The 25519-nt window shown below is 58.0% G+C and carries 28 protein-coding genes; 14 read left to right on the forward strand and 14 right to left on the reverse strand.

Annotated elements, in window-relative coordinates; all coding sequences use genetic code 11:
• Nucleotides 1-14 precede the first annotated feature (14 nt).
• The 9 genes from FIU92_RS19815 (at nt 15) to FIU92_RS19855 (ending at nt 7565) form a co-directional block, all read left to right on the forward strand.
• Complete coding sequence (locus tag FIU92_RS19815) at nt 15-992, forward strand: TRAP transporter substrate-binding protein (protein ID WP_152460434.1); 978 nt, start codon at nt 15-17, stop codon at nt 990-992.
• A 69-nt stretch (nt 993-1061) separates the two neighbouring features.
• The gene (locus FIU92_RS19820; RefSeq protein ID WP_152460435.1) at nt 1062-1595 is read left to right on the forward strand and encodes a TRAP transporter small permease; all 534 of its coding nucleotides are present in this window, start codon (nt 1062-1064) and stop codon (nt 1593-1595) included.
• A 4-nt stretch (nt 1596-1599) separates the two neighbouring features.
• A complete protein-coding gene (locus FIU92_RS19825; protein ID WP_152460436.1) occupies nt 1600-2913 on the forward strand; it encodes a TRAP transporter large permease in 1314 nt (437 codons plus the stop codon).
• Between the two features lie 7 nt (nt 2914-2920).
• The gene (locus FIU92_RS19830) at nt 2921-3853 is read left to right on the forward strand and encodes a hypothetical protein (protein ID WP_152460437.1); all 933 of its coding nucleotides are present in this window, start codon (nt 2921-2923) and stop codon (nt 3851-3853) included.
• A 186-nt stretch (nt 3854-4039) separates the two neighbouring features.
• Entirely contained in the window at nt 4040-4471 is a 432-nt protein-coding gene (locus FIU92_RS19835) for a DUF2141 domain-containing protein (protein WP_152460438.1), read from the forward strand.
• A gap of 1 nt (nt 4472) precedes the next feature.
• Nucleotides 4473-5066: a TetR/AcrR family transcriptional regulator gene (locus FIU92_RS19840; RefSeq protein WP_152460439.1), complete on the forward strand. Its 594-nt coding sequence runs from the start codon at nt 4473-4475 to the stop codon at nt 5064-5066.
• Nucleotides 5063-5314: a hypothetical protein gene (locus tag FIU92_RS19845; protein WP_152460440.1), complete on the forward strand. Its 252-nt coding sequence runs from the start codon at nt 5063-5065 to the stop codon at nt 5312-5314. The genes FIU92_RS19840 and FIU92_RS19845 overlap by 4 nt, the downstream gene beginning before the upstream one ends.
• Nucleotides 5315-5346: 32 nt before the next feature.
• Nucleotides 5347-6492, forward strand: coding sequence for an aromatic ring-hydroxylating dioxygenase subunit alpha (locus FIU92_RS19850; RefSeq protein ID WP_254705387.1), 1146 nt, complete (start codon nt 5347-5349; stop codon nt 6490-6492).
• Nucleotides 6489-7565: a 2Fe-2S iron-sulfur cluster-binding protein gene (locus FIU92_RS19855; protein ID WP_216646598.1), complete on the forward strand. Its 1077-nt coding sequence runs from the start codon at nt 6489-6491 to the stop codon at nt 7563-7565. The genes FIU92_RS19850 and FIU92_RS19855 overlap by 4 nt, the downstream gene beginning before the upstream one ends.
• A gap of 63 nt (nt 7566-7628) precedes the next feature.
• Here FIU92_RS19855 and FIU92_RS19860 read toward each other — a convergent pair whose 3' ends face one another.
• The 9 genes from FIU92_RS19860 to FIU92_RS19900 form a co-directional block, all read right to left on the reverse strand.
• Nucleotides 7629-8000: a cupin domain-containing protein gene (locus FIU92_RS19860; protein ID WP_152460443.1), complete on the reverse strand. Its 372-nt coding sequence runs from the start codon at nt 7998-8000 to the stop codon at nt 7629-7631.
• A 90-nt stretch (nt 8001-8090) separates the two neighbouring features.
• A complete protein-coding gene (locus tag FIU92_RS19865; protein ID WP_152460444.1) occupies nt 8091-9128 on the reverse strand; it encodes a YeiH family protein in 1038 nt (345 codons plus the stop codon).
• Between the two features lie 89 nt (nt 9129-9217).
• Complete coding sequence (gene xsc / locus FIU92_RS19870) at nt 9218-10996, reverse strand: sulfoacetaldehyde acetyltransferase (RefSeq protein ID WP_152460445.1); 1779 nt, start codon at nt 10994-10996, stop codon at nt 9218-9220.
• 44 nt (nt 10997-11040) lie between these two features.
• Nucleotides 11041-12444 (reverse strand): FAD-binding oxidoreductase, encoded by a 1404-nt coding sequence (locus FIU92_RS19875; protein WP_152460446.1) that lies wholly within the window; start codon nt 12442-12444, stop codon nt 11041-11043.
• A gap of 37 nt (nt 12445-12481) precedes the next feature.
• Nucleotides 12482-12868 carry a nuclear transport factor 2 family protein gene (locus tag FIU92_RS19880; protein ID WP_152460447.1) on the reverse strand — a complete coding sequence of 129 codons (387 nt, stop codon included), beginning with the start codon at nt 12866-12868 and terminating at the stop codon, nt 12482-12484.
• A 26-nt stretch (nt 12869-12894) separates the two neighbouring features.
• Nucleotides 12895-13389 (reverse strand): universal stress protein, encoded by a 495-nt coding sequence (locus FIU92_RS19885; RefSeq protein WP_152460448.1) that lies wholly within the window; start codon nt 13387-13389, stop codon nt 12895-12897.
• Between the two features lie 17 nt (nt 13390-13406).
• On the reverse strand, nt 13407-14747 hold the full coding sequence (locus FIU92_RS19890; protein WP_152460449.1) for a TRAP transporter large permease: 1341 nt from the start codon (nt 14745-14747) through the stop codon (nt 13407-13409).
• A 17-nt stretch (nt 14748-14764) separates the two neighbouring features.
• Nucleotides 14765-15301 carry a TRAP transporter small permease gene (locus FIU92_RS19895; RefSeq protein WP_152460450.1) on the reverse strand — a complete coding sequence of 179 codons (537 nt, stop codon included), beginning with the start codon at nt 15299-15301 and terminating at the stop codon, nt 14765-14767.
• A 67-nt stretch (nt 15302-15368) separates the two neighbouring features.
• Nucleotides 15369-16385 carry a TRAP transporter substrate-binding protein gene (locus FIU92_RS19900; RefSeq protein ID WP_152460451.1) on the reverse strand — a complete coding sequence of 339 codons (1017 nt, stop codon included), beginning with the start codon at nt 16383-16385 and terminating at the stop codon, nt 15369-15371.
• Nucleotides 16386-16542: 157 nt separating this feature from the next.
• On the opposite strand from FIU92_RS19900, the gene FIU92_RS19905 reads away from it, so the two are divergent.
• Nucleotides 16543-17469, forward strand: a complete 927-nt coding sequence (locus FIU92_RS19905; RefSeq protein WP_152460452.1) for a LysR family transcriptional regulator — start codon at nt 16543-16545, stop codon at nt 17467-17469.
• Between the two features lie 80 nt (nt 17470-17549).
• Here the strand turns inward: FIU92_RS19905 and FIU92_RS19910 are convergent, their stop codons facing one another.
• Complete coding sequence (locus tag FIU92_RS19910) at nt 17550-17894, reverse strand: RidA family protein (RefSeq protein WP_152460453.1); 345 nt, start codon at nt 17892-17894, stop codon at nt 17550-17552.
• A 425-nt stretch (nt 17895-18319) separates the two neighbouring features.
• Here FIU92_RS19910 and FIU92_RS19915 point away from each other — a divergent pair, with 425 nt between their 5' ends.
• Nucleotides 18320-18532 carry a hypothetical protein gene (locus FIU92_RS19915; RefSeq protein WP_152460454.1) on the forward strand — a complete coding sequence of 71 codons (213 nt, stop codon included), beginning with the start codon at nt 18320-18322 and terminating at the stop codon, nt 18530-18532.
• 131 nt (nt 18533-18663) lie between these two features.
• On the opposite strand, the gene FIU92_RS19920 is transcribed toward FIU92_RS19915, so the two are convergent.
• Nucleotides 18664-19125: an Lrp/AsnC family transcriptional regulator gene (locus tag FIU92_RS19920; protein ID WP_152460455.1), complete on the reverse strand. Its 462-nt coding sequence runs from the start codon at nt 19123-19125 to the stop codon at nt 18664-18666.
• Between the two features lie 109 nt (nt 19126-19234).
• Between FIU92_RS19920 and FIU92_RS19925 the strand changes: the two genes are divergently transcribed.
• From FIU92_RS19925 to FIU92_RS19935, 3 genes are all read left to right on the forward strand, one after another.
• Nucleotides 19235-20377: an amidohydrolase gene (locus FIU92_RS19925; protein WP_152460456.1), complete on the forward strand. Its 1143-nt coding sequence runs from the start codon at nt 19235-19237 to the stop codon at nt 20375-20377.
• A 14-nt stretch (nt 20378-20391) separates the two neighbouring features.
• Nucleotides 20392-21564, forward strand: a complete 1173-nt coding sequence (locus FIU92_RS19930) for a diaminopropionate ammonia-lyase (RefSeq protein WP_152460457.1) — start codon at nt 20392-20394, stop codon at nt 21562-21564.
• 178 nt (nt 21565-21742) lie between these two features.
• Nucleotides 21743-23011 (forward strand): MFS transporter, encoded by a 1269-nt coding sequence (locus FIU92_RS19935; protein ID WP_152460458.1) that lies wholly within the window; start codon nt 21743-21745, stop codon nt 23009-23011.
• A 6-nt stretch (nt 23012-23017) separates the two neighbouring features.
• On the opposite strand, the gene FIU92_RS19940 is transcribed toward FIU92_RS19935, so the two are convergent.
• Genes FIU92_RS19940 through FIU92_RS19950 form a run of 3 tightly spaced genes read right to left on the reverse strand, consistent with a single transcriptional unit; the run spans nt 23018 to nt 25501 of the window.
• On the reverse strand, nt 23018-23977 hold the full coding sequence (locus FIU92_RS19940) for a U32 family peptidase (protein ID WP_152460459.1): 960 nt from the start codon (nt 23975-23977) through the stop codon (nt 23018-23020).
• Between the two features lie 4 nt (nt 23978-23981).
• Entirely contained in the window at nt 23982-24959 is a 978-nt protein-coding gene (locus FIU92_RS19945; protein WP_152460643.1) for a peptidase U32 family protein, read from the reverse strand.
• Nucleotides 24959-25501: an SCP2 domain-containing protein gene (locus FIU92_RS19950; protein ID WP_254705388.1), complete on the reverse strand. Its 543-nt coding sequence runs from the start codon at nt 25499-25501 to the stop codon at nt 24959-24961. The genes FIU92_RS19945 and FIU92_RS19950 overlap by 1 nt, the downstream gene beginning before the upstream one ends.
• Nucleotides 25502-25519: the final 18 nt, after the last annotated feature.

The following is a 25519-nucleotide window of genomic DNA, read 5'->3' on the forward strand; positions in this document are numbered from 1 at the left end:
ATAGGGAGAAAACGATGAAAACAATGACAAACCTTCTGGCGGCAACCGCTTTGACTGCTGCCGCGGCAGCACCGGCCATGGCCGAAAAATGGGACATGCCGATGGCCTATTCGGCGTCGAACTTCCATTCGGCCACCGGTGCGGAATTCGCCAAATGTGTAACGACCGGAACCGGCGGTGAGATCGAAATCGTTACGCATCCATCCGGCTCGCTGTTCAAAGGTGCCGATATCAAACGCGCAATCCAGACCGGGCAAGCCCCGATCGGCGAACGCCTTCTGTCCGGCCACCAGAATGAGAACGCGTTGTTCGGTTTCGATTCGATCCCGTTCCTTGCGACCTCGTTCGACGACAGCGCCAAGCTTTGGGAGGCTGCCAAGCCATCTATCGAAAAAGTATTGGCAGAGCAGAACCTGACGCTGCTTTATGCTGTACCGTGGCCACCGCAGGGGCTGTATTTCAAGAATGAGGTGAACTCGGTCGCCGACATGAAGGGCATCAAGTTCCGTTCGTACAACAACGCGACTTCGCGACTGGCCGAGCTGACGGGCATGTTGCCGGTAACGATCGAAGCGGCAGAAATCAGTCAGGCTTTTGCGACGGGTGTCGCCGAGTCGATGGTGTCTTCGGGATCGACCGGGTATGACCGCAAGGTCTGGGAAAGCCTGAACTATTTCTACGAAGTCGATGCCTGGTTGCCGCGCAACTACGTGATGGTGAATTCTGATGTCTGGTCGGGCGTGTCCGACGCCAACAAGAACGTCATCAAGGCCTGCGCAGGGCTGGCGGAATACGCGGGCAACTGGCGCGCCAAGGAATATACCGGCTTTACTCTGCAAGGTCTGCGTGATGGTGGCATGACCGTCGGTCCGGCATCCGAGCAGATGACGAATGAGCTGAAAGAGATTGGTGTGACCATGACCAATGAATGGCTGGAAGCCGCCGGAGACGAAGGCAAAGCCATCGTCGACGCGTTCAACGCCTCTCAGTAACCGTTCGAGGCAGGCGGCGTTGCATTGCGTCGCCTGTTTTCCATCCAATCATAACAAAGCGGGGACGCCATGGCGGTATTGCGGGGGCTTCGGTCCGTTCTGGACTTTATCTATCTTGCAGCGGGGGTAATGGCGGCGGTCAGCCTGATTGCCATTCTTTTGCTGATCGTCGTGCAGATGCTGGCCCGCTGGACCGGTGAGGTCTTTCCCGGAGCGCCCGACTATGCCGGCTATGCAATGGCGGCGGCATCTTTTCTCGCCTTTGCCAATGCGTTGAACCGGGGCAGCCACATTCGGGTTTCGATCCTTCTGAACGCGGTACCGGACAGCGTGCGGCGTGTTCTTGAAATCTGGTGTTTCACCATCGGCACAGCCGTCATGTGGTATTTCTGCTGGTATGCCTATCGCTTCGTCTATTGGAGCTGGAAGTTCAACGACATCAGCCAGGGTCAGGACAGAACCGCGCTGTGGATTCCGCAATCCGCGATGCTGATCGGAGCCGTGATCCTGGCCGTCGCGCTGACGGATCACCTGATCCACGTCCTGTTCAAAGGTGACCATCGCATTGTCCGCGATCTGGCCGACCAGAGCCACGGAGAATAGACGCATGGAAAACCTGTCTGTCATCATCCTTTTCCTTTTTGTTCTGTTCACCCTTCTCGGGACCGGTGTCTGGGTCGGCCTAGCCCTCATGGGGGTCGCTTGGGTCGGGATGGAGCTGTTCACCACCCGCCCCGTGGGCGACGTGATGATCACGACGATCTGGTCCGCGTCGTCATCGTGGACCCTGACCGCCTTGCCCATGTTCATCTGGATGGGCGAAATCCTGTACCGCACGCGATTGTCCGAAGACATGTTCAAAGGGCTGTCCCCTTGGATGGCCCCCCTGCCCGGCGGTTTGGTGCATACCAATATCGTGGGCTGTACCGTTTTCGCGGCAGTCTCAGGTTCGTCGGCCGCAACGCTGACCACCGTCGGAAAGATGTCGATCCCCGAACTGCGCAAGCGCAACTACCCCGAACGGATGATCATCGGTACTCTGACCGGCGCGGCCACTCTGGGGCTGATGATCCCGCCGTCCCTAACCCTGATCGTCTACGGGGTGACGATCAATGAATCGATCACCAAGCTGTTCTTTGCCGGCATCCTTCCCGGTTTGGTGCTGGCAGCGATGTTCATGGGGTATGTCGCGATCTATTCCAAGTTGGGCAAAGATTGGACCCCGGATGTCGAGGGCAAGCTGAGCTTTTCCGAGAAAGTCAGAAACTCCCGCTTTTTGTTGCCTGTGATCCTTCTGATCACGGTCGTCATCGGCTCAATGTATCTGGGCTATGCCACTGCGACCGAAGCTGCGGCTTTCGGGGTGATCGGCGGCCTGCTGCTGGCGGCAGGCCAGGGGTCGTTGAACTGGAAGACATTCACTGAAAGCTTGATGGGCGCCACACGAACCAGCGCGATGATCGCCCTGATCCTTGCCGGCGCTGCGTTTCTGTCGCTGTCCATGGGCTTCACCGGCCTGCCGCGCGGGCTGGCCGATCTGATTGCAGGTTGGGAACTGACCCGTTTCGAACTGCTTATGGTCCTGCTGGTGTTCTACATCATTCTGGGCTGTTTTCTTGACGGGATTTCTTCCGTCGTTTTGACCATGGCCGTGGTGGAACCAATGATCCGCGACGCTGGCATTGACCTGATCTGGTTCGGCATCTTCATCGTGGTCGTCGTTGAAATGGCGCAGATCACACCACCGATCGGATTCAACCTGTTCGTGATGCAGGGCATGACCAACCATGAGATGAGCTATATCGCACGCGCAGCGATACCGATGTTCCTGATCATGGTGCTGATGGTCTTCATCCTCATCTGGTTCCCGGACCTCGCCACCTGGCTGCCCGAGAATTTGCGTCAGAGCCCGGGCGGGTAAAACGGCCTTGAACCTGCTCCATCTGGCGGCCCGTCACGGGCCCCGTGTTCTGGTCGCCGGATTGGCGGCGGGTCTTCTATTGCCGGGTTTGGCCGAGCCCATGCGAGGCCTGCTGCCGCCCCTGGTCGTGTTGTTGCTGTTCGTCACCGTCCTGAGAATAGACCCCGAAACCATTCTTGGATCGTTGAGCGATCTGCACAAGGTCGCGTTCACCGTCATCGGGTTTCAATTCGTGATGCCGCTGATCATTCTGGCCATTGGATTTGTCGGGGGATGGACCGGAACGCCGGTGCTTCTGTCCCTGCTCATCATGGCGGCTGCGCCCTCGATTTCCGGCAGTCCCAACATGTGTTTGATGATGGGCTACCCACCTGAACACGCGATGCGAATGATGGTGGTTGGGACCGCCCTGCTGCCATTGACAGCGTTTCCGGTGTTCCTGCTCATGCCTGAGCTGGGCGGCATTCACTCTGTTCTGCTGGCCGGGTTGCAACTGCTGTTGACGATACTCTGCACAACCGGCGCCGCCATTGTTGTCCGGTGCGTCTGGTTGCGTTCACCATCACGCTCCACATTGGTGAATCTGGAAGGGTTGGGCACAATCACCTTGGCCGTTTTTGTCATCGGCCTGATGCCTTCTGTCAGCACCACAGCGCTGAAAAGCCCGGCCGTCGCGGCCTTCTGGATCGCGCTCGCCTGTCTGGCCAATTTCGGAGCACAATTCATTTCGTTCCGGATGACCCGAGGACGTCTGCCGGCAGCCAGAGCAACCGCTGTCTCTTTGATCGCGGGAAACAGAAACATCGCGATATTCTTCGTTGCTTTGCCGCCCGAGGTCACCGCACCCATCATGGCCTTCATCGGGGCGTATCAAATTCCGATGTACCTGACGCCAATGGTCATGCGTCATCTCTACATGAGGCAAGTCTTGCCCGAGTAGCTTTGGAAAGCCGCCTTAGGATATTTTTATCCCTTTTCTCCGATCCTTGTCGGCGTTGGGCCGATACGTCGTGCTTGGTTCAATGCAAAAAAACACGCTCAGGGAAATCGGGTGAATAATTGTCACTATTGACAGTTAATTGCACTCTTCCTATTTACTGTCAATGTTGACAGTAAAGGAAATATCATGCCGATTAGCAAACTGGTCGTCGCATCTGTGATGACACTAGCTTCAACCCTCGGGGCAACAGCACAAACTCTCACTGCAACGGTGCAGGACGTGCGCAATGCAGATGGTGATTTGATCATTGCCGTGTTCGATGACTCAAAATCTTTTAAGGCCATGGACGTGGCAAACGCGGCGGCCTTGGCTTCCATTCCTGCTGTCAAAGGCCAGGCCTCGGTCACCTTTCACAATCTCCCGCTTGGCACCTATACGATTGCCGCGATTCACGACGAGAACAGCAACAGCAACCTGGATACCGAGAAGGATGTCCCAACCGAAGGGTACGCCTTTGGCGGCATGGATCGGAGCGGTCTACCGCCGGAATTCGCGGATGCCGCTGTCGCCGTCGGCACCGGTGCAACCGCAGACCTGAAGCTGAAATACTGGAAATAACATGATCGGGCGCCCCTCAAATCGTGATGAACGTTATGAACAGATTATGCAGGCCCTGGTCAGATGTGTTGCGAGATATGGCCTTGATGGCGCATCGCTTTCGCAAATAGCCAAGGAGGCGGGCCTGACACGGCCTCTGATCCGGCATCACCTGGGCAATCGGGATGAATTGATTACGACCCTGCAAGACTATGTTCTGAAAAGTTTTTCGGAACAGTCTGACGCACTCGTTGCAGGCTTGCCGGCGTCGAGAAAATCAAGACATCTGATCGATCTTCTGTTCTCGGACATGAACCAGACGTCACCGGATATGGTTCTTGCCTTCGCAGCACTCACCGCGCGGGCGGTCGAGGATGCTTCGCTTCGCCTGGCTTGTCGAGAGGCTCTGCTTGCCTTTGAAACTACGATTGCTGCGATACTGCGCGCGGATTTCCCGAATGTGGATGCCGCAAAGGTCAATACCGCCGCTCATGGCATTGTGGCGCTTTATTTCAACGCGACGTCTTTGGCCCCTCTGGATATGCCGAATGTCTGGAAAACTCAGGCCGAACAGGCCGCGCGTGCGCTGTTCAATGGCCTGGAGCAAGAACCATGACACGCAAGCGACAGCTGAACTACATCACCTTCGCGGCGCTGATGGTGACGACGGTACTTGGCTATCAGACGTTGTGGGGGCTTCTTTTCATGTTCTGGACAATCCCGAATTTCTATTCCGGTCACGCTTTGCTTTTGACCGACGTAACCCGGGATGAGGACCCCATCCTGTTTTGGCTGATCCAACTCGCCTGGGTCGCATTAGGCCTGTCGATGATCGCCATCGACTTTCTCCCCCAAACGTTTTGAAAATTCCTTCACAAGAGGCTCAAATGAAACCCATGCTGCACCTTTTGCCGGTCGAAGCTTACACGAGCCAGGATTGGTTCGACCGGGAAATGCGCGAGATCTTCTCCAAAACCTGGCGCTACGCCGGTTTTATGGAGGATGTCAGTGAACCCGGCCAGTTCATCGCCGTGCAGGCCGGACTCAACAACATATTCGTGATCATGGGGCGCGATCGTCGCCTGCGCGCCTTCCATAACATCTGCCGCCATCGCGGTACCCAATTGATCCGCGCGGTTGGCAAAACGCAAAAAGCATTGACCTGTCCTTATCACGATTGGACCTACGATCTTGAAGGCAATCTGATTTCGGTGCCGGATGAGCACGAGGAATTTGGCAAGGTCGACAAGTCCTGTCTTGGCCTGAAACCCGCCAAGGTCGACATCTGGAAATCGATGATTTTCGTCCATCCAGACCCCGACGCGCCTTCCATCGCCGAATGGTTCGGCCCCGTCGAACCCCATATCGGCCCGCACGTCCCGGAAGAGCTGATCGAGTACGAAGACCTGAACACCAGCTATGAGATAAAGGCCAACTGGAAGGTTGTCGTCGAAAATTACATCGACGTTTACCACCTGAGCCATCTGCATTCGAATACGCTGCAGATGTATGACCACAAATCCGCCGAATTCCACTGGGAAGGACCTCATTACATGTTTTGGGAGCCGCCCGTGGCGGAGTTTCTTGAAGATCAGGACAGCAAACTGACCGCCCCGCGCGTCATCCCCAAAGACATGAACGGCGCCTGGGTGCCGATGCTGTTCCCGGGGATTGGTCTGGCCGCTTCGGAAGACGGCTGGAATATCTTCATTGTCGAACCCCTTGGCCCGGAACTGACACGAGTTCACAACCGCGGGCGGGTGTCCAACAGCTCGGAATGGGAATTCACCAAACAGTCGATGAAGTCGTCCTCTTTCTGGTCCAAGTTTGGAATAGCTGGGAAATACGAAGCCAATGACGCGATGGGCGAAGATGACCCGATGGTTGCCGGTGACTTTACCGGCGAAGACATCTATGCGTGCGAGCAACAGCAGAAATCCCTGCATTCTCCGTATTTTGAAGCAGGTCCGGCGGCAAACGGTGAAAGTCCCGTCATCGAGCACCAGAAAGTTGTTCTGCAATGGTTGGGGGAAGGGAAATGAACTCGCGTGATTTTTTCCCATTGCGCGTTTGCGGGACCAGAGTCGAGCCGGATGGCGTGGCAAAGACCGTTATGTTCGATGTCCCTGACCACCTGATGGACATATTCGCCTGGAGGCCGGGCCAACACGTGTCCGTTCGTTTCAATATTGATGGCGAAGAGCACCGTCGAAGCTATTCGATCTCCAGTTCGCCTTACTCCGGGGACCCGCTTCGCATCACCGTCAAACGGGTCAAGGGTGGCCGTGTCAGCAACTTCATCAACGACACTGTTCAGGAAGGGCAAACCATTGACGTCATGCCGCCATTTGGCAGTTTCTGCCTGGACCCCGACGAAACGGCGCGGCGCACCCATTACTTTTTTGGCGCGGGCTCTGGCATTACTCCGCTCTTTGCAATGCTGAACTCGGTTTTGACAGCCGAGCTCCATTCAGTCGCGCATCTGGTGTACGGCAACACAAACGCCAAGAGCATCCTGTTGCAGCACGAACTGAGCGTGCTTCAGCAAGCGCATCCCGAACGTTTTACAATCAACCATGTCTTTTCGAAACCCGGCTGGTGGTCCAGCGCCGAGTACTGGCGGCAAGGTACAATCGACAAGGCCGCCATCGAAGCGTTGATCGCCGAGTATCCACCTTACGCCCAGGACGCGCGGTACTATGTCTGTGGTCCGGGCGATATGAACCAGGCCGTCAAATCGGCCTTGATGTCCATTGATGTTCCCCAGAACCGCATCCACATGGAAAGCTATGGTGCTGCGCCGGATCTGGACACAGGGATTGACGGGGAAGACGCAACCGCTGAACTGACGCTGGAAGGCACCCGACACCTCATTTCGGTCTCCAAGGGACAGACCATTCTTCACGCAGCGCAGTCAGCGGGGCTCAAGCCACCCTATTCCTGCCAATCCGGAGTTTGCGGCGCGTGCCGGGCCAAACTGACCAACGGCACAGTTCATATGCGGGCGCGCATGGCGCTGGAAGACAAAGACATCAAAGCCGGAGAAATCCTGACCTGCCAGTCAATACCCACGGCGGAAAAACTGACGATCAGCTTTGACCAGACCCGTCGCTGAAAAGCCAATGACACGCCTGAGGTATACCGGTTCACGCCGCCTCAGGTTCATTCACGGATCGGATCATGCGTCCGGCGCGCAATCTCGGATCACGAAGTGCTTGGTCGTTTCTTCCACGACTTCCCAATAGCCGCGAAAGCCATTGGGGATCAAAAAGCTCGCCCCGGTGCGAAAATCCTGACGGGTCCCGTCTTCGTGGATCAGGGCGCAATGGCCTTTGACGATATAGCAATATTCGTCCTTGTCCGTGAACGCGTGCCATTTGCCCGGCGTAGACGTCCAGGTCCCGGCAGACAATTGCCCATCCGGGCTGGTGAAGTGCATTCCAATCTTGTGATGCGGATCACCCTCGACAACGCGATCGGGAAGATCGGCCAAACGCCTTTCGCTGCGCGTTTCGGGCTCATCGAAAAGATTGATTACCTGTGTCGTCATGAGGTCATACCCTCCTGCTGGTCATGTAGTGCGAGATGACGTGACCGGCCAATGGTCGGTCACGTGCTGGTCTTGGATTTCCGCCATCCTCTAATGAAACAGGTAGACACCCGCCAAAACCAGAGCAGCGATGAAGATCGTCTCGGCCACGATCAGGACGATGGCCTGCCCGCCCACATCCAGAATCCGCTTGAGCGACGTTTTCATGCCCACTGCCGCAATCGACACCAGCAGCGCCCACCGGCTGAGATCGGCCATGGCCGACGAGACCACTTCGGGGATCAGGCCCATTGAATTCAGGACGGCAAACATCAGAAAGCCAACGACAAACATCGGCAAAATGGGTGGGCGCTTGCCGTCTTCCTCGCTGAACTCCGCGTGGCGCCGGACTAGAAACGAGATGACCAGCACCACCGGGGCCAGCATTGCGACACGGATCAGCTTGACCAAAGTCGCCACCTCACCGGTTTGGTCCGAAACCGAGAACCCGGCCCCGACAACCTGCGCGACATCATGGATCGTTCCGCCCAGGAAGACCCCTGAAACCTCGTCGTTGAAATCGAAAGCTTCGGTGAGGATCGGGTAGGCGATCATCGCGATTGTCGACAGAACAGTAACCGACAGTACCGTGAAAACCAGGTTCCGCTCCGAATGCTCGTTTTTGGGCAGAATGGCCGACAAGGCCATCGCGGCCGATGCACCGCAGATCGCAACCGATCCCCCCGTCAGCACCCCAAAGCGCCAACCACGGCCCAAAAGACGCGCGCCAAGAAGCCCGAACAGGATCGTGAGGATCACACCGGCAATCACAACGGCAATCAGATCAGCGCCAAGGCTCATCATCAATTCAACGGAAATACGCGCCCCAAGCAGCGCAACGCCAAAACGCAGAACCGTTCGTGCGGTAAATTCGATTCCGGCCTTGCAGTCACCGGCATCGTCTTCGGCCAGGAAATGGAACGCGATGCCCAGCAATAGGGCCATCAGCATCGCCGGGGCACCATAATGTTCGGACAAGAACTTCGCTGCGACGGCAACAACCACGGAAACAAGGAAACCGTGCCCGTTCAAACGAACGAAAGACCGTGCCCGAAGCCACGGCGAGTTGGATGCACTCAACGCCTGCATCTTACTTCCTTTGCAATATTTGAGCTGCCTTTTGGGCAAAGCCTGCCCCCACCCGCACCGTATTCGGCCCGGGTGGAGGCAGGATCAGATTACAGTTCGGCCTGAGCTTTCATGTCGTCTGCCGAGATTCCTGCGACGGCGACGGGTTTTTTCATTGCGTCGCGGCGGAAGGGTTCGCCGAGTTCCTGGTTGATCAGGGCCTCGATCAGCGTGGTGATGCCGTTCTTCTGGTCCTCGATCGCCTGGTTCAGGGCTGCGGTCAGCTCGTCCTGGGTGCGGGCCACGACGCCCTTCAGACCACAGGCCTGCGCGATACCGGCGTAAGACACTTTGGTATCCAGTTCGGTGCCGACGAAGTTGTCATCGAACCACAGGGTCGAGTTGCGCTTTTCCGCGCCCCACTGATAGTTGCGGAAGACGATCTGGGTCACGGCAGGCCATTCCTCGCGGCCGATCGCGGTCAGTTCGTTCACCGCGATGCCGAAGGCGCCGTCACCGGCAAAGCCCACGACCGGCACGTCCGGGCAGCCGATCTTGGCGCCGACGATGGCCGGCAGGCCATAGCCACAGGGCCCGAACAGGCCCGGCGCCAGGTATTTGCGGCCCGCCTCGAAGGACGGATAGGCGTTGCCGATGGCGCAGTTGTTGCCGATGTCCGAGCTGATGATCGCCTCTTTCGGCAGCGCCGCCTGAATGGCGCGCCAGGCCATGCGGGGGCTCATCCAGTCGGGCTTGGCCGCGCGGGCGCGCTGGTTCCAGGTGGTGCCCGGATCATCATCCTCGTGGTCCATGCTGCTCAGCTGCTGGGCCCAGCGGGACTTCTTCTCGGCGATCTTCGCCTTGCGCGCGTCGCGGCCCTCGTCGCCCGCGGTATCGCTCAGCTGGTTCAGGATGCCGGTCGCCACTTTGGCCGCGTCACCCACGATGCCCACGGTGACCTTCTTGGTCAGGCCGATCCGGTCGGGGTTGATGTCGACCTGAATGATCTTGGCTTCGGCCGGCCAGTATTCCATGCCATAGCCCGGCAGGGTCGAGAACGGGTTCAGACGGGTACCGAGGCACAGAACAACATCGGCTTCGCTGATCAGTTCCATACCGGCTTTCGAGCCGTTGTAGCCCAGCGGGCCGGCAAACAGAGGGTGGCTGCCGGGGAAGGCATCGTTGTGCTGGTAGCCGACGCAGACCGGCGCATCCAGACGCTCGGCCAGCGCCTTCGAGGCCTCGATCCCGCCCTTGGACAGAACCACGCCCGCACCGTTCAGGATCACCGGGTTTTTGGCGGTCGACAGCAGCTCGGCCGCCTGCGCTACGGCGGTTTCGCCGCCCGCAGGGCGTTCGAAATCGACGATGGCGGGCAGATCAACATCAACCACCTGGGTCCACATGTCACGCGGGATGTTGATCTGGGCCGGGGCGCTGGCGCGCTTGGCTTTCATGATCACGCGGTTCAGAACCTCGGTGACGCGGGTCGGGTCGCGGACCTCTTCCTGATAGGCGACCATGTCCTCGAACAGCTTCATCTGCTCGACTTCCTGGAAACCGCCCTGACCGATGGTCTTGTTCGCCGCCTGCGGCGTGACCAGCAGCAGCGGCGTGTGGTTCCAATAGGCAGTTTTTACGGCGGTCACGAAATTGGTGATGCCGGGGCCGTTCTGCGCGATCATCATCGACATCTTGCCGGTCGCGCGGGTGTAGCCATCCGCCATCATCCCGGCGCTGCCTTCATGCGCACAGTCCCAGAACATGATCCCGGCCTTCGGGAACAAGTCCGAGATCGGCATCATCGCGGATCCAATGATCCCGAACGCATGCTCAATCCCGTGCATCTGCAAAACCTTAACAAACGCCTCTTCCGTCGTCATCTTCATCTGAGTGCTTCCTTGTCTTTTCAGGGCGCCGAAGCCCCTGTGAGTTACAGTATTTCGTCTTTGAGGTAGTAGCCGACATACGCCATACGCTGTCCCAGTCGGCGGAAAGGCGTCAGGATGCCATGGCTCGGCAATGGGGAGGTGAAGATCGGCAGTTCAAACGCCTTGTCCTTCTGGCCGGCAACCAACTGCGCCATGCGTCGTCCGGCCTGGGCCGAGTACATGACGCCATTGCCGCCGTAGCCCATGGCATAGAACACGTTCTGATCTGGATCGGGCCGAAAAATGCGCGGCATCATGTCGTGGCTGACATCAACCCAGCCCCACCAGGAGTAGTCGAGGTTGATATCCTCGAGCGCCGGGAACTTGCGGGCAAGTCCCTTTTTCAGCAAGTCCAGATGTTTGCCGTTCTCGGCATCACGCCCTGTTACGGCGCTGCGGCTGCCGATCTGCATCCGATTGTCCGGCAACAGGCGGTAATAGTGGCGCAGCGTGCGCGTGTCGGTCAGGGGGGATCTGGTCTGAATACCGCATTCGTCCAACTCGGCCCGGGTCAGAGGCCGTGTCACCATCGAATTTGACAGGATCGGCATCAAGCGGTGCCTGGTGCGGTTGTTGAGCCCCGGGGGTGTATAACCGGCCGTTGCCAAGGCCACCGATTTCGCGCGCACAATACCGCCCGGCGTACGCAGATGATGCACTCTGTCCTTGGTTTGCCACCCCATGACCGGGCTGCCGGTATGGATTTTCACACCCAGCCTGCGCGCCATGTTGACATAGCCAAAAGCCAGCTTGCCGGCGTGGATACACGTTCCGTCCGGCTCCCACATCGCGCCTACGGCTTCCATGTCGCGCACGTGGTTTTCACGCAGTTCGTCCCGGGAAATGATACGCGAGCCGTAGCCGAACACGTCGTTCAGCAGCTTGCACTCTTTCTTGAGCGACGGCATGACCTTTTCACGATGCGCGATATAGTAATGGCCACCCGGCTGCGGTTCGCAGTCGATGTCATCCGAGGCGATGAGATCGTTGAACAACTCGAAAGCTTCAGTGACTTCGGCATGCATGCCCTTGGCCACATCCGTGCCCCAGCGCTGAATCCATTGCGACCGTTTCAGCCGCCCGGATGAGATCTGGGCCTGCCCGCCATTGCGCGTCGAGCATCCCCAGGCCACGGTATTCGCTTCAAGAACAACCGCCTGGATTCCGTGTTCCTTGGCAAGGTGAATGGCGGTGGACAGGCCGGTATAACCCGACCCGATCACCACCACATCGGCATCCATATCGCTGGACACCGGACCATCATCGGCCGGGGGCGTACCGGCCGTTCCGATCCAGTATGTGGGCGCGTGGTCGCGATTGTGACCAGGACCCGCATCGATGATGGGGTCATATTTCGGGTCATAGCTGGCCTTGGGCCAATGACGCGGGATGCTTTTGTCCACCATTCTTGTTTTTCTCCGAAGCTGCGCGCAGTGCGGCGGATCAGGCCTTGAACATGGGGCGCGTTTTGCGAAGCGCCTGTTTTACGACGATTTTCCCGTCACGCAGAGTGAACAGATCCGCACCTTCCGCTTCGATCCGCATGCCGTCTGCATCGGTTCCCGAAAACGTCCATTCCGATACGGCGCGATCACCGTGGACAAAGTGGCCGTGGTGATCCCAATGGGCGTCCTTCATGCCTGCCCAGACGCCTGAAAACGCGGCGGCGATAGCCTCTGCTCCTTCAATCTTGTTGCCGTATTTCTCGTCACCGGCCACGGTGTAGAACACGCAGTCGTCGGCGAAGTGGGTCATCACGCCGTCGATGTCGTGGCGGTTGAACGCGTCGAACGTGTCCGCCAGGTCCTGCGCGGTCAGGGTTTTGCTCATTTTGTACGTCCTTGTCAGTAGGGTTGTTACGTTTCGTCCGGGTTCGGGACAATCAGTGTCGGGATCTTGGAGCGCCGCAAAACACGCTTTGCGACGGTGCCCAGAAACGTATGCGAAAAGCCGTGATCATGCGCGCCCAGCACGATCAGATCACAGCCCAGTTCGACCGAGCGGCGCAGGATCACTTCGGCCGGGTGGCCATCTGTGACCTCGACCGAAGTGACCTGATCGCGAATTCTCTCATCGTCACCATCGAACTGAGCCCAGAACTTGGCTTGCCGTTCGGCCAGAACCTTGCGCACCATCTCGTGACGGCGCGCAGCGGCGGTTTTGCGAGTCTCTTCATTCAGGATGAAGATCTCCATCGTGATCTTGGCATCGTCCGACAGCGGTTCATTCACATGCAGCACGTGAATTTCAGCCCCCGTGGCCTGCGCGATGCTGGCGGCATGGCGCATGGCATGACCCGAGTTTTCGGACAGATCAGTGGCAAAGAGGATGTTGGTGACCAGTTGTTTCATGTCGTCATCCTTTCAGGTCAGTAGCCAAACAGCCGCGGCAACCACAGCGACAGTTCAGGGAAGAAGGCGATGATGAAGATCGCGATCGTGTTGGCGGCCGCAAAGGGCAGCGCACGCAATGAGATCTGTTCGATCGTGATGTTCGAGATACCTGACGCGATGAACAGGTTTTCGCCCAGCGGCGGCGTCTGGAAACCGATACCCAGCGTGCAGACCATCACCACGCCAAAATGGATCGGGTCGATACCCACCGAATAGGCCACCGGCAGCATCACCGGAACCAGGATCAGGATGGTGGCCAGCGTCTCCATGAACATGCCGACGAACAGCAGGAAGAAGATGATCAGCGTCCAGATGACATAGAGGTTGTCCGTGAAGCTGAGCATCGAATCCGCGATGATCGCCGGGATCTGGTTTTCCACCAGCAGTCGGCCAAACACCGTCGCGGTGAACAGGATCAGCAGAACACGCCCAGTCAGCCAGGTGGTGGCCTCGAGCGACTGGAACAGCGACTGCCAGGTCAGTTCGCGGTAGATAACCACGCCCACGAACAGGGTGTAGAAGATTGCCACGATTGCCGCCTCGGTCGGGGTGAAGAAGCCGGTGTAGATACCGCCCAGGATCACCAGCGGCGCCATCAGCGACCAGAACCCACGATACATTTCGCAGCCCACGTGACGGATCGACCAACCTTCGGAAACGCCCTTGTAGCCGCGCTTTTTCGACATGAAGAAGTTCAGGATCAGCAGGCTGGTGGCGATCAGGAAGGCAGGGACGAATCCGGCGATGAACAGTTTCGAGATCGAAACCGACTGGAAGGAACCGAACTTTTCCACCGCTTCCGGCGGCGGCGCCATACCGAGCGCGGCAATGCCGAAGATCACCATCGGGATAGAGGGAGGAATGATAATCCCAAGGCCGCCAGAGGACGCAGTGATCGCCGAGGCATAGCCGCGCTCATAGCCGCGGTCGATCATCGCAGGGATCATCAGCATCCCAACGGCCGCGGTTGTTGCCGGGCCCGAGCCCGAAATGGCGCCGAAGAACAGACATGCCATGACCGTCGCAGCCGAAATACCGCCGGTGAAAGGACCGGCCAGGCTTTCAGCAACATTGATCAGACGTTTCGAGATACCGGCGGCCTCCATCAGGGCCCCGGCAAGAATGAAGGCAGGCAACGCCATCAGGGGGAAAGCACCCACCGAGGTAAAGGCGATCTGCACGAATTTGATCGGGTTCTCGTCCAGGTAAAGGAATGAGACCAGCGACGCCACACCCAGCGCCACCGTGATCGGCGCGCCAATGAGTAGCAGAAACAGGAAAGACCCAAACAGGATTGTGACGATTTCGGATTCCATGGTTTATCCCCCTGCCCTTAGGATTTCTTTGCTGCTTCAGTCGCAGCTTTGATTTCGTCGAGGTCGATCTGATCAGGATCGTGAATATCCTCGCCCTTGATAAGGCGGCGGTAATTCACCTGAATGATGCGGACGGTCATCAGCGCAAACGCGATGGGCAGCACCATGTAGATGTACTTCATCTCGATACCCAGGGTCTGGGACTTCCAGAACTTGTTCATCTTGTTGAAGACAAAATCCGTCGCCAGATACAGGAAGTAGACATTGAAGAAGAGCCAGAAGAGATCGGCGAAGGCTTCGATGTATTTGATCGAGCCATCGGGCAGGAACTTGAACTGGAATGTCACGCGGTTATGCGCACCTTTCAGAGCGGCGTAACTTGCGCCGAAATAGACGAACCAGACGAACATGTAGACCGAAAGCTCCTCGATCCAGCTGATCGAAAAGCCGAAGACTTCGCGCGCGATGATCTGCACGAACAAAAGGCAGACGAAGCCGGATAAGAGGATCCGGCAGATGACACTTTCTATGTTGTCCAGAAATTTCCAGAACATGTGGTTTCACTCCTCCCTGAAATGAGAAGAGCGCCGCAGCGCTCTTCCCGGTATCGCCGTGCGACGATTATTGCTGGACCGGCTCGCGGCCGATGGCTTCGAGAACTGCATTCAGTTTCTCGACACCACCAATGGACTCGTAGAATTGCGGCCATACAGCTTCGGTCGCCAGTTGAATGAACTCGGCTTCGTCGTTCTCGGGGTCGATAATTTCCATCCCCTTGGCCGTCAGCTCTTCCTTGATGGCTGCTTCCGAGTCCCGCAGGAACTGGGCCGAGACCTGAGTGGCTTCCTGCCCTGCTTCCAGGATCATTTGCTGTTCCTCTTCGGACAGGTCCTGGAACACGGCTTCCGAGATGATCAGCGGTTCGATCGAGAAGATGTAACGCAGGTTGGTGACGTGGTCCTGAACCTCGTAGAACTTCATCGCATTGATCGTCAGGTAAGGGTTGTCCTGACCGTCAACCACTTTGGTCTGCAGGCCGGTGAAGGTTTCCGACCAGGCCATCGGGGTCGGGTTGATGCCCCATGCCTTGTAGGTTTCGATCATGATTTCGTTTTTGGGAACGCGAATGATCAGGTCCTGCAAATCCGCAACCGATTTGACCGGCTTCTTCGAGTTCGTCAGACGGCGGAAACCGGTATACGTCCAGCCGATGATGCGGACGCCGGCATCACGGATGGTGTTTTCTATCAGTTCCTGACCGATTGGACCCTGGGTCAATTTTTCGGCATCTTCCAAGCTGAGAATGACATAGGGCAGAGTGAAAACGCCGACCGACGGCGAGAATGGCGTGATGTTGTTGATTGCCAGCAGTGACATGTCCAGCGTGCCGATGGCGGCCTCGTTCACGGTGTCCTGCTCGGAACCGAGCTGACCGTTCAGGAACAGCGTCGCGGTGTGCTCACCGCCTGATTTTTCTTCAAGCGCTTTTACGAAAGCGAGCCCCAGCGCCTCTTGAGCGCTGCCCGCGCTGTCGCCGACAGCGATCTTGAAATTCTTCGCCTCGGCCGTGCCTGCAACCATCAGTGCGGCAACGGAAACGGCTGCGCTGAAAGTGCCAAGCTTTTTGATAAATGACATGGATTTCCTCCCATTTGTCGTGTTTCGAGGTGCGCGCTGACCTGGGGAGAAATAGGCCAGTCCGATTCTACCTCGGCGACACGAAGCTAACTTGCCAAAATGGTTTCGTCGTTGTTAATATTTGCGCGAAAGGTTTCATTAATCTCAAACATACGATATGAGTCAGAACAAACTTGATACCCGGATCGGCGACACGGACATCCGTCTGCTGCGCGTGTTCAAAACCGTCGCGGAAAGTGGTGGTATCACGGCCGCCGAGATCGAGCTGAACATCGGAAAATCGACGATCTCGAAACACTTGTCTGATCTGGAACTGAGGCTTGGCCTGAAGCTGTGCAACCGGGGGCCGTCAGGGTTTTCACTGACGGAAGACGGCGAGAAGGTGCTGGCGGCGGCAGAAGACCTGCTTATTTCCGTGGCGCAGTTCAGAACCGAGGTCAACGAAGTCAAACAACAACTGGCCGGCAGTATTCGCGTGGCTTTGTTCGATCAATGTACAACCAACCCCGAAGCCCAACTTGCCCGCACCATTCACAAGTTCAATGAGGCCGCACCGGCGGTTCACATCGAGCTGTCGCTGGAACCCCCAAACGTGATTGAGACAATGGTCATCACCGGGCATCTGGATGTTGGCATCATCGCTTTGCACCGACCATCGGCAAGCCTGGATTACACACCGCTCTATGGGGAAAACATGTTCTTGTACTGTGGGCAGGAACACCCCCTGTTTGACCGGTCGGATCCAGAATTGAAACTGAGTGTTCTTCGCAAGTTCAACTATGCCGGCCTGAATGTGAACTCACCAAATCTCATCGTTGGTCAACAACTGGGGTTTCGACGTGCGGCCAAAGTGCAGAACGAACAAGCCCTTGTCATTCTAATACTGTCAGGTCGCTACCTTGGGTTTCTTCCCGATCATCTGGCGCAGGAATTCGTCGAACAGGGGCTTATGAAACAGGTCCTGCCCAAAGAGATCAAATACAGAACCCGTTTCGCGGCCGTGGCCAGAAAACAACCTGCGCCAACACGCGTGGCCAAGCTGTTTCTGGAAACTCTGGTAAAGGTGCATTCTCAGGTACAGTAGGAACGCGGACAGGGCGTCTTGTTTCCCAGGCCCAAACCCGCCCGTACCTGAAATTAGCACACGGCGCGAGGCCGCGCGGATCAATCGCAGGCTGCGGTAACGATCATTTCGACCTTCAGAACATCACGAGCCAGTTTCGCCTCGCCACAGGCACGGGCCGGGGCGTGGCCCTCTGGCACCCAGGCATCCCAGACCGCGTTCATTTCGGCAAAGTCGGCCATGTCCGACAGCCAGATCACACATTGTAGGATGCGCGTCTTGTCGCTGCCGGCCTTGGCCAGAAGGTCCTCGATCTTGGCAAGGATGTCACGGGTTTGATCCGCAACGGTTGCAGCATCGGAAACCTGACCGCACAGATAGGCGCTTCCGTTATGTTTGACGATGCGGCTCATGCGTTTGCCGGTCTCGATCCGAGTAATGGTCACAACTGCTGTCTCCTGTTTCGATGGGTATGTTCCGGTTAGGCGATAGAGCGAAACGACACCAACCGCCAGCCCGGACCTTCAATCATCGAATAATTGCCAGCCTGCTGCGCGGGGTTTTTCAACCCGACAGCACGCTTATGTCCGGTGCGCGGCGATGTGACAATCCGTTGCCAGCGCCGTGCGGACAGGACGTTTTCACCGTTGCTTTTTCTTTCTTGTCTTAGGCGCCTCGGCCAACACATTTGGTGAAACATCGCGGCCCTGGTTCACAAGGCGTTTTACGGAGATTTCCCAGTCTGCTTTCAATCGGCCAAGAGCTCCTCCGCTCGCCCCTATATCGGAGCGCCATATGCCACCCTGCACTGCCGAAACGCTGCTTTTTTGCATGCCCGATGCAGGACAGCGAAGTTGGTCGACTGACGTAAATGGTTTCAAAAAACCACGGGTGCTCATGCGATGTACTGCTGCAACCCAATCAGCTGAAACATCTGACGCTGAAAAACAGGATCTGGACCTATTCCGAACAACGGGCAACGGCCACCGAGTTTCATTTGATCTCGCGCCTGAAGGCTTGGTCGGGAGACGAGCTGATCTTTGAGGAAGAGAAAGCGCATGTCATTCCGCGCAATGGAATGTAGTTGAAAACACGTTGGAACAGCGGCGCTGAGACCCGTGGCGGGACTTGCCTTTGCAGTCCTGTCAACCCAACCGAATGGTCCAGACCTGCGCGGACATGTCTGGACGGGTCCGTCGTTGCACCATGTGCCGGTCAGAACCCCAAAGCGCTGCCGGATTTGATGGTATCCATGGAAACGAAGGTTCTGAACTTTCGAATGTTTCCGTTTTCAAAGAACATCCTGCGGGTGAAATCTTCGTAAACCGCCATGCTTTCGACGACCACGACAACCATGAAATCAACCTCTCCGGTCACGTAAAAGCATTGCTGGACTTCCGGAGCATTCAGCAGGGTTTTCTTGACGGCATCAATCTCGTCCGGGGTTTCGCTGACCAGTTCAAGTTCAACGAAGATGGTAAGCTGAAGACCCACGGCCGCCGGGTCAACGACGGCCACATTGGCTCGTATCACGCCCTCGGCCTCCATCCGGCGGATACGGCGCTGCACCGAGGGCGCGGACAGATTTACGGCCTCGCCAATCTTGTGCTGCGTGGTTTTGTTGTCTTGTTGCAAAATCCGCAGGATCGCGCGGTCAAAGTCATCCAATTGCGTCATGTGAAAGAAACTTGCATCGCTGGCCACCAACTAGAGCCCTTGTTTCAGGTCACTTGCAATAAACTTGTTTCACTCATGTGAAGCAACACGTCGAAGGGGAAGTTTTGCCGTGACAGCATTGACAGAACGCCTGCGTGCGTTGCGCCACGAGTTTCATCGCAACCCCGAGCTTGGATTTCAGGAAGTTCGGACCAAGGCCCGGATTGCCGAGCATCTGCGCAACCTGGGCATCGAGGTGTTTGAAGGGGTCGGTGTCGTGGGCGTCTTGAAGGCGGGCAATGGCAATCGCGCCATCGGGCTGCGCGCGGATTTCGACGCGCTGCCGATCACCGAGGTCAACACGTTTGCGTACAAGTCGCAGAACGCAGGTGTCATGCATGCCTGTGGCCATGATGGCCACACGGTGATGCTGCTTGGGGCCGCCGAATTGCTGGCCAAGGATCCGGCGTTTGACGGCACGGTTGTCTTTCTGTTCCAGCCCAACGAAGAGCATGGGCTTGGGGCAAGGGCGATGATCGATGAAGGGGTCTTGCGGACCTTCCCGATTGATGAGGTTTACGGCGCGCACAATCTTCCGGGAGAGCCTGTCGGGCGGGTTTCCACCCGCGCCGGTGTCATCTGTTGCAGTGAAAGCCTGTTTGAAATCACGCTTTCCGGTCAGGGCGGTCATGCCTCGATGCCGCATGTCGGGCGCGAAACGATCACGCCTGCGGCGGAACTGGTATTGGCCCTGCAAACCATCGTTTCACGCAAGCTTGCACCTTCATCCGGCGCCGTGGTGTCGGTGACCGAGTTCATCACCGACGGGCAGCGCAATGTGCTTCCGGGGCGCACTGTTCTGAAAGGTGACGCGCGGGCCGTGTCACCGGAAGACCGCAGGCTGATCGAGCGCACCATGCGCCAGATCTCAGCCGGTGTGGCCGAAAGCCATGGCGTCGAGGTGAGTGTGGATTTCCGCACCGCATTCATCGAGGCAAACAACGATGCCGATGCCGCATCGCATGTCGTTTCAGCGGCGGCGGCCATGGGTCTTGAGGTGGACGGAGACCGCTCTGCCATGTCTTTCTCGGAAGATTTTGCCGAATTTGCCGCCGTTGTGCCCGGATGTTTCCTGCTTATCGGCAACGGGACCGAAGGATCAGTGGGCCGTCCGCTGCACTCGGCTGATTACGATTTCAACGACGAACTGCTTCCGCTGGGTGCAGAACTCTGGGCAGAGCTGGTGCGGCAGCGCCTGCCGCTGACCCCCTGACAGGATACACGACCATGACAGAAATCATCGCCCATCAGGCAGGCAGGCCGAGCTTCGGCCCCGCTGCCGAAACCGTTTTGACACAACAGGATTTCGATCGCGCAGCAAGGGAAATCACCCAATGGGAGGGGTATGCGCCAACGCCTCTGCATTCTTTGCCCGCGTTAGCAGCCGAGATCGGCGTCGCGGAGGTTCACTACAAAGATGAAGGTCCCCGGTTTGGGCTTGGCAGTTTCAAGGCCTTGGGGGGGGCCTTTGCCGCCTTGCGCGTTCTGCAACGTGAAATATCGCGACGGACCGGTCAGGACGTGTCGTTGGAAGATATCCGTACTGGCCGCTGCGCCGACATGGTTGCCAGTATCACGCTTGTTTCGGCGACCGATGGCAACCACGGTCGGTCCCTCGCGTGGGGGTGCAAGCGGTTCGGCGCGCCTTGCCGGATCTACATTCACGCCGAGGTCAGTGAAGGCCGCGCGCAAGCCATGCGCGATCTGGGGGCCGACGTCGTGCGCATCGATGGAGACTATGACGCTTCGGTGGATCAGTGTCGGCGGGAAGCCGACGAGAACGGCTGGTTCGTGGTTTCGGACACATCCTGGCCAGGCTACACCGACCCGCCGCGCGACGTGATGTCGGGCTATGGCGTCATGGTCAAGGAAGTCGTGAATGCAATGGACGCGGCACCGACGCATGTCTTTCTGCAAGGTGGAGTTGGAGGGCTTGCCGCGGCGGTTGCGGCAGCTTTGCGTCAGGCCTGGGGTGATGCCGCGCCGCGCGTCGTGGTCGTGGAACCGCATCTGGCGGCGTGTTTGTTCGAAAGCGCAAGGCAGGGGCAAGCCGCGTCCGTAGATATCGATGAGGAAACCATCATGGCGGGTTTGTCCTGCGGGGTGCCGTCACCGATGGCGTGGGAGGTTTTGCACAGCGAAGCCTCGGACTTTCTGACAATCGACGATCAGCTGATACCGCCCACCGTCCGTCGTCTGGCGCGTCCGCATGGCAGTGATCCGGCGATCGAAGCCGGTGAGAGCGGCGTCGCCGGATTGGCTGCATTGATCGAAGCAGCCAACAACCCCGAGCTTTTCCAGAAGCTTGGATTGACGCCGCAGTCTCGGGTTTTGACGATCGGTTCCGAAGGCGTGACGGATCCCGATATCTATGCCCGGATCATGCAAGGCAACGTGTAGCTCAGCTGCAATTCCTGAGGGCACAGAGGCCAATCAGCTCAGCCCAAAGCCCAGTTGCAATGGGCCCTGGGACGGTTGAATCCGACATGGTGGCCTGCAACGGAGAAGTTCCATCAAACGACATCCCGATGTCGTAGGAGTTGTATACAGGCCAGACCCGCATCAGTAGCGGTTGGCCATGATACGCGCGTTAAACGAAAACTGGGCACTGTTCCTGGGGATGTTCATGCTGATGGTTGCCAACGGTCTGTTGGCGACGCTGCTGACGATCCGGGGGGCCAGTCTGGGCTTTAGTGACTTCACGATTTCCGTCATGCAGGCAAGCTATCCTTTAGGCGCGCTTGCGGGGACGGCACTTGCCCCGAGGCTGGTCGAAAATGTCGGGCATATTCGGGCATTTTCGGCCCTCGCCTCGCTGGTTTCGATTGCGGCCATCGTGCATCTGTTGACCAGCGACGCGATCAGCTGGAGCGTGATGCGTCTGTTGGGCGGGTTTTGTTACCCGGGGCTTTACGTCATCACCGAAAGCTGGCTGAACGCGAAATCCGAGAACAACATGCGCGCTCAGGTTCTGTCGCTATACTTCATTATACAGCTTGCCGGCCCGGCGCTTGGCACCGCCATAGTAGGCTTTCCCGACCCTACCGGGAACCTGCTGTTCGGGCTTGTTTCCATCCTGATTTCGCTTTCGATCGTGCCGCTTCTTCTGTCGGGCAACAAGGCGCCGGAATATGCCGCGCCGGAACGCATGTCGGTTCCGGTGCTGTACAAGGTTTCGCCCATCGCAGTCATCGGAATCGTTCTGGTCAGCATCGGTGTCGCGGCGTCCTATATCTCGTTGCCGCTTTATGCGTTGCAAAACGGCTTTACGACGGCGCAGGCGTCAGGGGCGCTGGTGGCGGCGCTGATCGCCGGTGCGGTGGTGCAATACCCCGTCGGCTGGCTGTCTGATCACACAGACAGACGCTATGTGGTCATCGGGCTGGGTGTCGTTACGACCCTGTCCAGTCTTTGGATGGCCATCGATACGTCGCCGTCTCATATCGTCTATGGTTTTGTCCTGATCGCAATCGGGCTGTATCCCGCGTATTCGATTCTGACGGCGCATGCCAATGATCAGCTCAACCTGTCTCAGATCGTTCCCGCCAGTGGCACGATGGTGCTGCTGCTGAATGTCGGCCTGCTGGTGGGAACCATGCTGGGGCCGAACTCTATCTCATTGTTCGGCGGGCGCGGTCTTCAGTTTCTTCTGGCGGCTATCGGTATTGCGGTCGCCCTTTTCGCATTGATCCGGCGCGTTCAGGTGGCCGCGCCCACCGACACCGGCGATGTGCAGGTCGTGGGGATTATCGGCACCGGGCAACCCGGGGTCTTGCAGGCCGAAACCTGGGTTCAAGAGGAAGAATCCCGGACAGACCCGGACTCATCCCAAGGGTTCAAAGCATAGGCTGTTTCATTCGCGCCCGGCGCGACGGACGTCGTGCCGATGCGGCGGTAAAACCGAGATCGAAGCCGCCTTTGAAGCACCGGACCATTCTGCACCGCAGGACCCCGTCAGAAATCCGTCGCTCAACCGAATACCAGGATCAGCGCCACGCAGGGCGCGCTCCACTTCTCCTTGGGGAAGATCACCGTCGATACGTTTTCGATACAGTGTGCACAGCTGACGAAAACCGCCAGATTGCGGCGACAGACGCAACGCCGAGATGCCAGCCTGTTTCAGCAGGTCGATCTGATGGTCCGCACAGGCATGGCTGTCTGACAGGGTCTGCACACCGTTCATGGCCATAAAAGGCTTGCCGTCGCCGGTCAGAACGTCCAACCCGTCCGGATCGTCTTCGCAGGCAAACTGGCAATTGTCCTTGCTGCGCCCATGCAATCGCGCATGGTAACAGCGCCCGGAAATGGCCAGCGGCAACCTGCCATGCCCCCATATTTCTATCGCGACGCCCAAGTCCGAGGCAGCTTGCGCCAGCGTTTTGACCGAAGCGATGGGCAATTCCGGCGGAAGACAAACCCGGCGCGCACCCCGAGCGGCCAACCATCTCAAAGTGCCTTCGTTGTAGACATTTACCAACGGGCCAACGGCAAACGTGCAGGTGCCGGGCAAATGTGCCAGCGCGGTCAGATCGTTGATCTCGACCATGACGCCCATTTCTGCAAGCTCAGCGGTGAGTTTGCGCTCGCGTTTCAGGGTCACAAGGGCCAGGCTTGTCAGCGCAACCTCTTTGCCCGCCTCCACCAGCCGGGAAATCGCCGTGGGGATACGATCCTGATAAAACGGCAAGCGCTTGGAACAGACCAGTTCCCCAAGCACGACGCGGTCGACGGGCGATCGGGCCAAATCATCGTAGAATGCAGCCCAGGTTTCGGCGGGCCAGAAGAACTGGTTCGGACCTACTGTCAGTTCCATCGGATCACCTCCACGTCTTTTTGTAAGCGCCGGTCGTCATGGCCTGCCCTTCGGACAATCGCGCAAGCATACCTTCGGGCATCGGCTGGCCTGACTCCAGCGCATCGACAGCGGCGCGAAAATTTCGAACGACCTGTGCGACATAGGATTTGGACCGCTGGCGCCCTTCGATCTTCAAGGCCGTCACACCTGCCTTTTGCAGTTGCGGGATCAGCCGTTCTGCGTTCAGACTGACGGGATCCTCGAACAGGTGCCCGGTTTTTTCACCTGCGGAAAAACACCCTTTGCACAAAGTCGGATACGGTGCGGGTTCATCCCGCTCGACCCGGTGGATCAGGTACCCGCCAAGGCGCGCGTTCAACGCGCCCTGTTCTTCTTGATACTGCACATGGCTGGCAGGAGAGCAGACACCGTTCATGTTTGGAGACAACCCGGTGGCATAAGACGACAGCGAGCATCGCCCCTCGGCCATGACGCAAAGACCGCCGAACACGAAGACTTCGGTTTCGACATCGGTTTCAGAGTTGATCGCGGCAATTTCCGGCACGGACAAAACCCGCGGCAAGACCACCCGCTTCACACCGAAAGTTTCGGCATAGAAATTGATCACGTCAGCATTGGCCGCCGCGGCCTGCACGGACAGATGTCGGCGCAGCCCGGGATGATGTCGCGCGGCGTAGTCCAGCAAACCCAGATCGGCGAGAATGACAGCATCTGCACCGCAGGTTTCGGCATCCGCCACCGCTTGTTTCCAGATCCCTTCGTTGCCTGCCTGCGGGAAGGTATTGATTGCAATCAACACCTTCGATCCGTGACCATGGGCAAAGGAAATTCCGGCCCGCATTTCAGCGCGGTCAAAGTTGAGCCCCGGAAAGTTCCGCGCATTGGTTTCGTCATTGAAGCCACAATAGACCGTGTGAGCCCCGGCCTTGACGGCTGCACGCAGGGCCGCGGGCGTTCCCGCCGGGCAAACGATTTCCATTACCATAGGATCGCGTCCTCGGGTCGGGTCAGGCACAGACCGGTCCGACGCTCTGCAAAGGCGATGATCTGCTTCAGCGGGCGTGCAAGCGGGCCGGAAAGGGCTGCGGCCTCGTGCGCGAGGTCCAGCTCTGCGTCGTCAATTGCGTTGCGCAGCGCCAGTGCTGCGGCTGTGTCGCCCTCGATCACCAGATCGCGCGAAAAGAACAGGGCGTCACCGTCAAACGCACCATGCACCAGCCCCAACAGCGCGGCCAGTGGGCCGGAAATTCGCGCGGCCCCTTCCACGCGCCCTCGGCTCAGTCTTATTCTCGGTGCGCCGTCATTCGGTTCAAGCAGAAGGACAACGGGCAGATCCGTGGGATCAAGCACAAAGGCTGCCCGGCTGTATTCACCGAGCCGGTTGAGCAAGTCGGGGTGTTTCTTGGTTATTTTGCGGGAAAACGCCGTCAGTGACAGCGACAAAGGTGCAAGCGGAACAAACCGCAGGGCCGCGGCCAAAGCGGTAGGGCATCGCGGTATCGGGTTTCGGGGATCGGACAAACAGACCTCCTGCTGTCT

Origin of the sequence: Ruegeria sp. THAF33, assembly GCF_009363615.1 — a bacterium.
In the GTDB taxonomy this organism is placed as follows: domain Bacteria; phylum Pseudomonadota; class Alphaproteobacteria; order Rhodobacterales; family Rhodobacteraceae; genus Ruegeria.

Excerpts from the sequence above, each read along its gene's own strand:
- FIU92_RS19815 (WP_152460434.1), top strand. The coding sequence starts at position 15 with ATGAAAACAATGACAAACCTTCTGGCGGCAACCGCTTTGACTGCTGCC.
- FIU92_RS19820 (WP_152460435.1), top strand. The coding sequence starts at position 1,062 with ATGGCGGTATTGCGGGGGCTTCGGTCCGTTCTGGACTTTATCTATCTT.
- FIU92_RS19825 (WP_152460436.1), top strand. The coding sequence starts at position 1,600 with ATGGAAAACCTGTCTGTCATCATCCTTTTCCTTTTTGTTCTGTTCACC.
- FIU92_RS19835 (WP_152460438.1), top strand. The coding sequence starts at position 4,040 with ATGCCGATTAGCAAACTGGTCGTCGCATCTGTGATGACACTAGCTTCA.
- FIU92_RS19840 (WP_152460439.1), top strand. The coding sequence starts at position 4,473 with ATGATCGGGCGCCCCTCAAATCGTGATGAACGTTATGAACAGATTATG.
- FIU92_RS19845 (WP_152460440.1), top strand. The coding sequence starts at position 5,063 with ATGACACGCAAGCGACAGCTGAACTACATCACCTTCGCGGCGCTGATG.
- FIU92_RS19850 (WP_254705387.1), top strand. The coding sequence starts at position 5,347 with ATGCTGCACCTTTTGCCGGTCGAAGCTTACACGAGCCAGGATTGGTTC.
- FIU92_RS19855 (WP_216646598.1), top strand. The coding sequence starts at position 6,489 with ATGAACTCGCGTGATTTTTTCCCATTGCGCGTTTGCGGGACCAGAGTC.
- FIU92_RS19860 (WP_152460443.1), bottom strand. The coding sequence starts at position 8,000 with ATGACGACACAGGTAATCAATCTTTTCGATGAGCCCGAAACGCGCAGC.
- FIU92_RS19865 (WP_152460444.1), bottom strand. The coding sequence starts at position 9,128 with ATGCAGGCGTTGAGTGCATCCAACTCGCCGTGGCTTCGGGCACGGTCT.
- xsc (WP_152460445.1), bottom strand. The coding sequence starts at position 10,996 with ATGAAGATGACGACGGAAGAGGCGTTTGTTAAGGTTTTGCAGATGCAC.
- FIU92_RS19875 (WP_152460446.1), bottom strand. The coding sequence starts at position 12,444 with ATGGTGGACAAAAGCATCCCGCGTCATTGGCCCAAGGCCAGCTATGAC.
- FIU92_RS19880 (WP_152460447.1), bottom strand. The coding sequence starts at position 12,868 with ATGAGCAAAACCCTGACCGCGCAGGACCTGGCGGACACGTTCGACGCG.
- FIU92_RS19885 (WP_152460448.1), bottom strand. The coding sequence starts at position 13,389 with ATGAAACAACTGGTCACCAACATCCTCTTTGCCACTGATCTGTCCGAA.
- FIU92_RS19890 (WP_152460449.1), bottom strand. The coding sequence starts at position 14,747 with ATGGAATCCGAAATCGTCACAATCCTGTTTGGGTCTTTCCTGTTTCTG.
- FIU92_RS19895 (WP_152460450.1), bottom strand. The coding sequence starts at position 15,301 with ATGTTCTGGAAATTTCTGGACAACATAGAAAGTGTCATCTGCCGGATC.
- FIU92_RS19900 (WP_152460451.1), bottom strand. The coding sequence starts at position 16,385 with ATGTCATTTATCAAAAAGCTTGGCACTTTCAGCGCAGCCGTTTCCGTT.
- FIU92_RS19905 (WP_152460452.1), top strand. The coding sequence starts at position 16,543 with ATGAGTCAGAACAAACTTGATACCCGGATCGGCGACACGGACATCCGT.
- FIU92_RS19915 (WP_152460454.1), top strand. The coding sequence starts at position 18,320 with ATGGTTTCAAAAAACCACGGGTGCTCATGCGATGTACTGCTGCAACCC.
- FIU92_RS19920 (WP_152460455.1), bottom strand. The coding sequence starts at position 19,125 with ATGACGCAATTGGATGACTTTGACCGCGCGATCCTGCGGATTTTGCAA.
- FIU92_RS19930 (WP_152460457.1), top strand. The coding sequence starts at position 20,392 with ATGACAGAAATCATCGCCCATCAGGCAGGCAGGCCGAGCTTCGGCCCC.
- FIU92_RS19935 (WP_152460458.1), top strand. The coding sequence starts at position 21,743 with ATGATACGCGCGTTAAACGAAAACTGGGCACTGTTCCTGGGGATGTTC.
- FIU92_RS19940 (WP_152460459.1), bottom strand. The coding sequence starts at position 23,977 with ATGGAACTGACAGTAGGTCCGAACCAGTTCTTCTGGCCCGCCGAAACC.
- FIU92_RS19945 (WP_152460643.1), bottom strand. The coding sequence starts at position 24,959 with ATGGAAATCGTTTGCCCGGCGGGAACGCCCGCGGCCCTGCGTGCAGCC.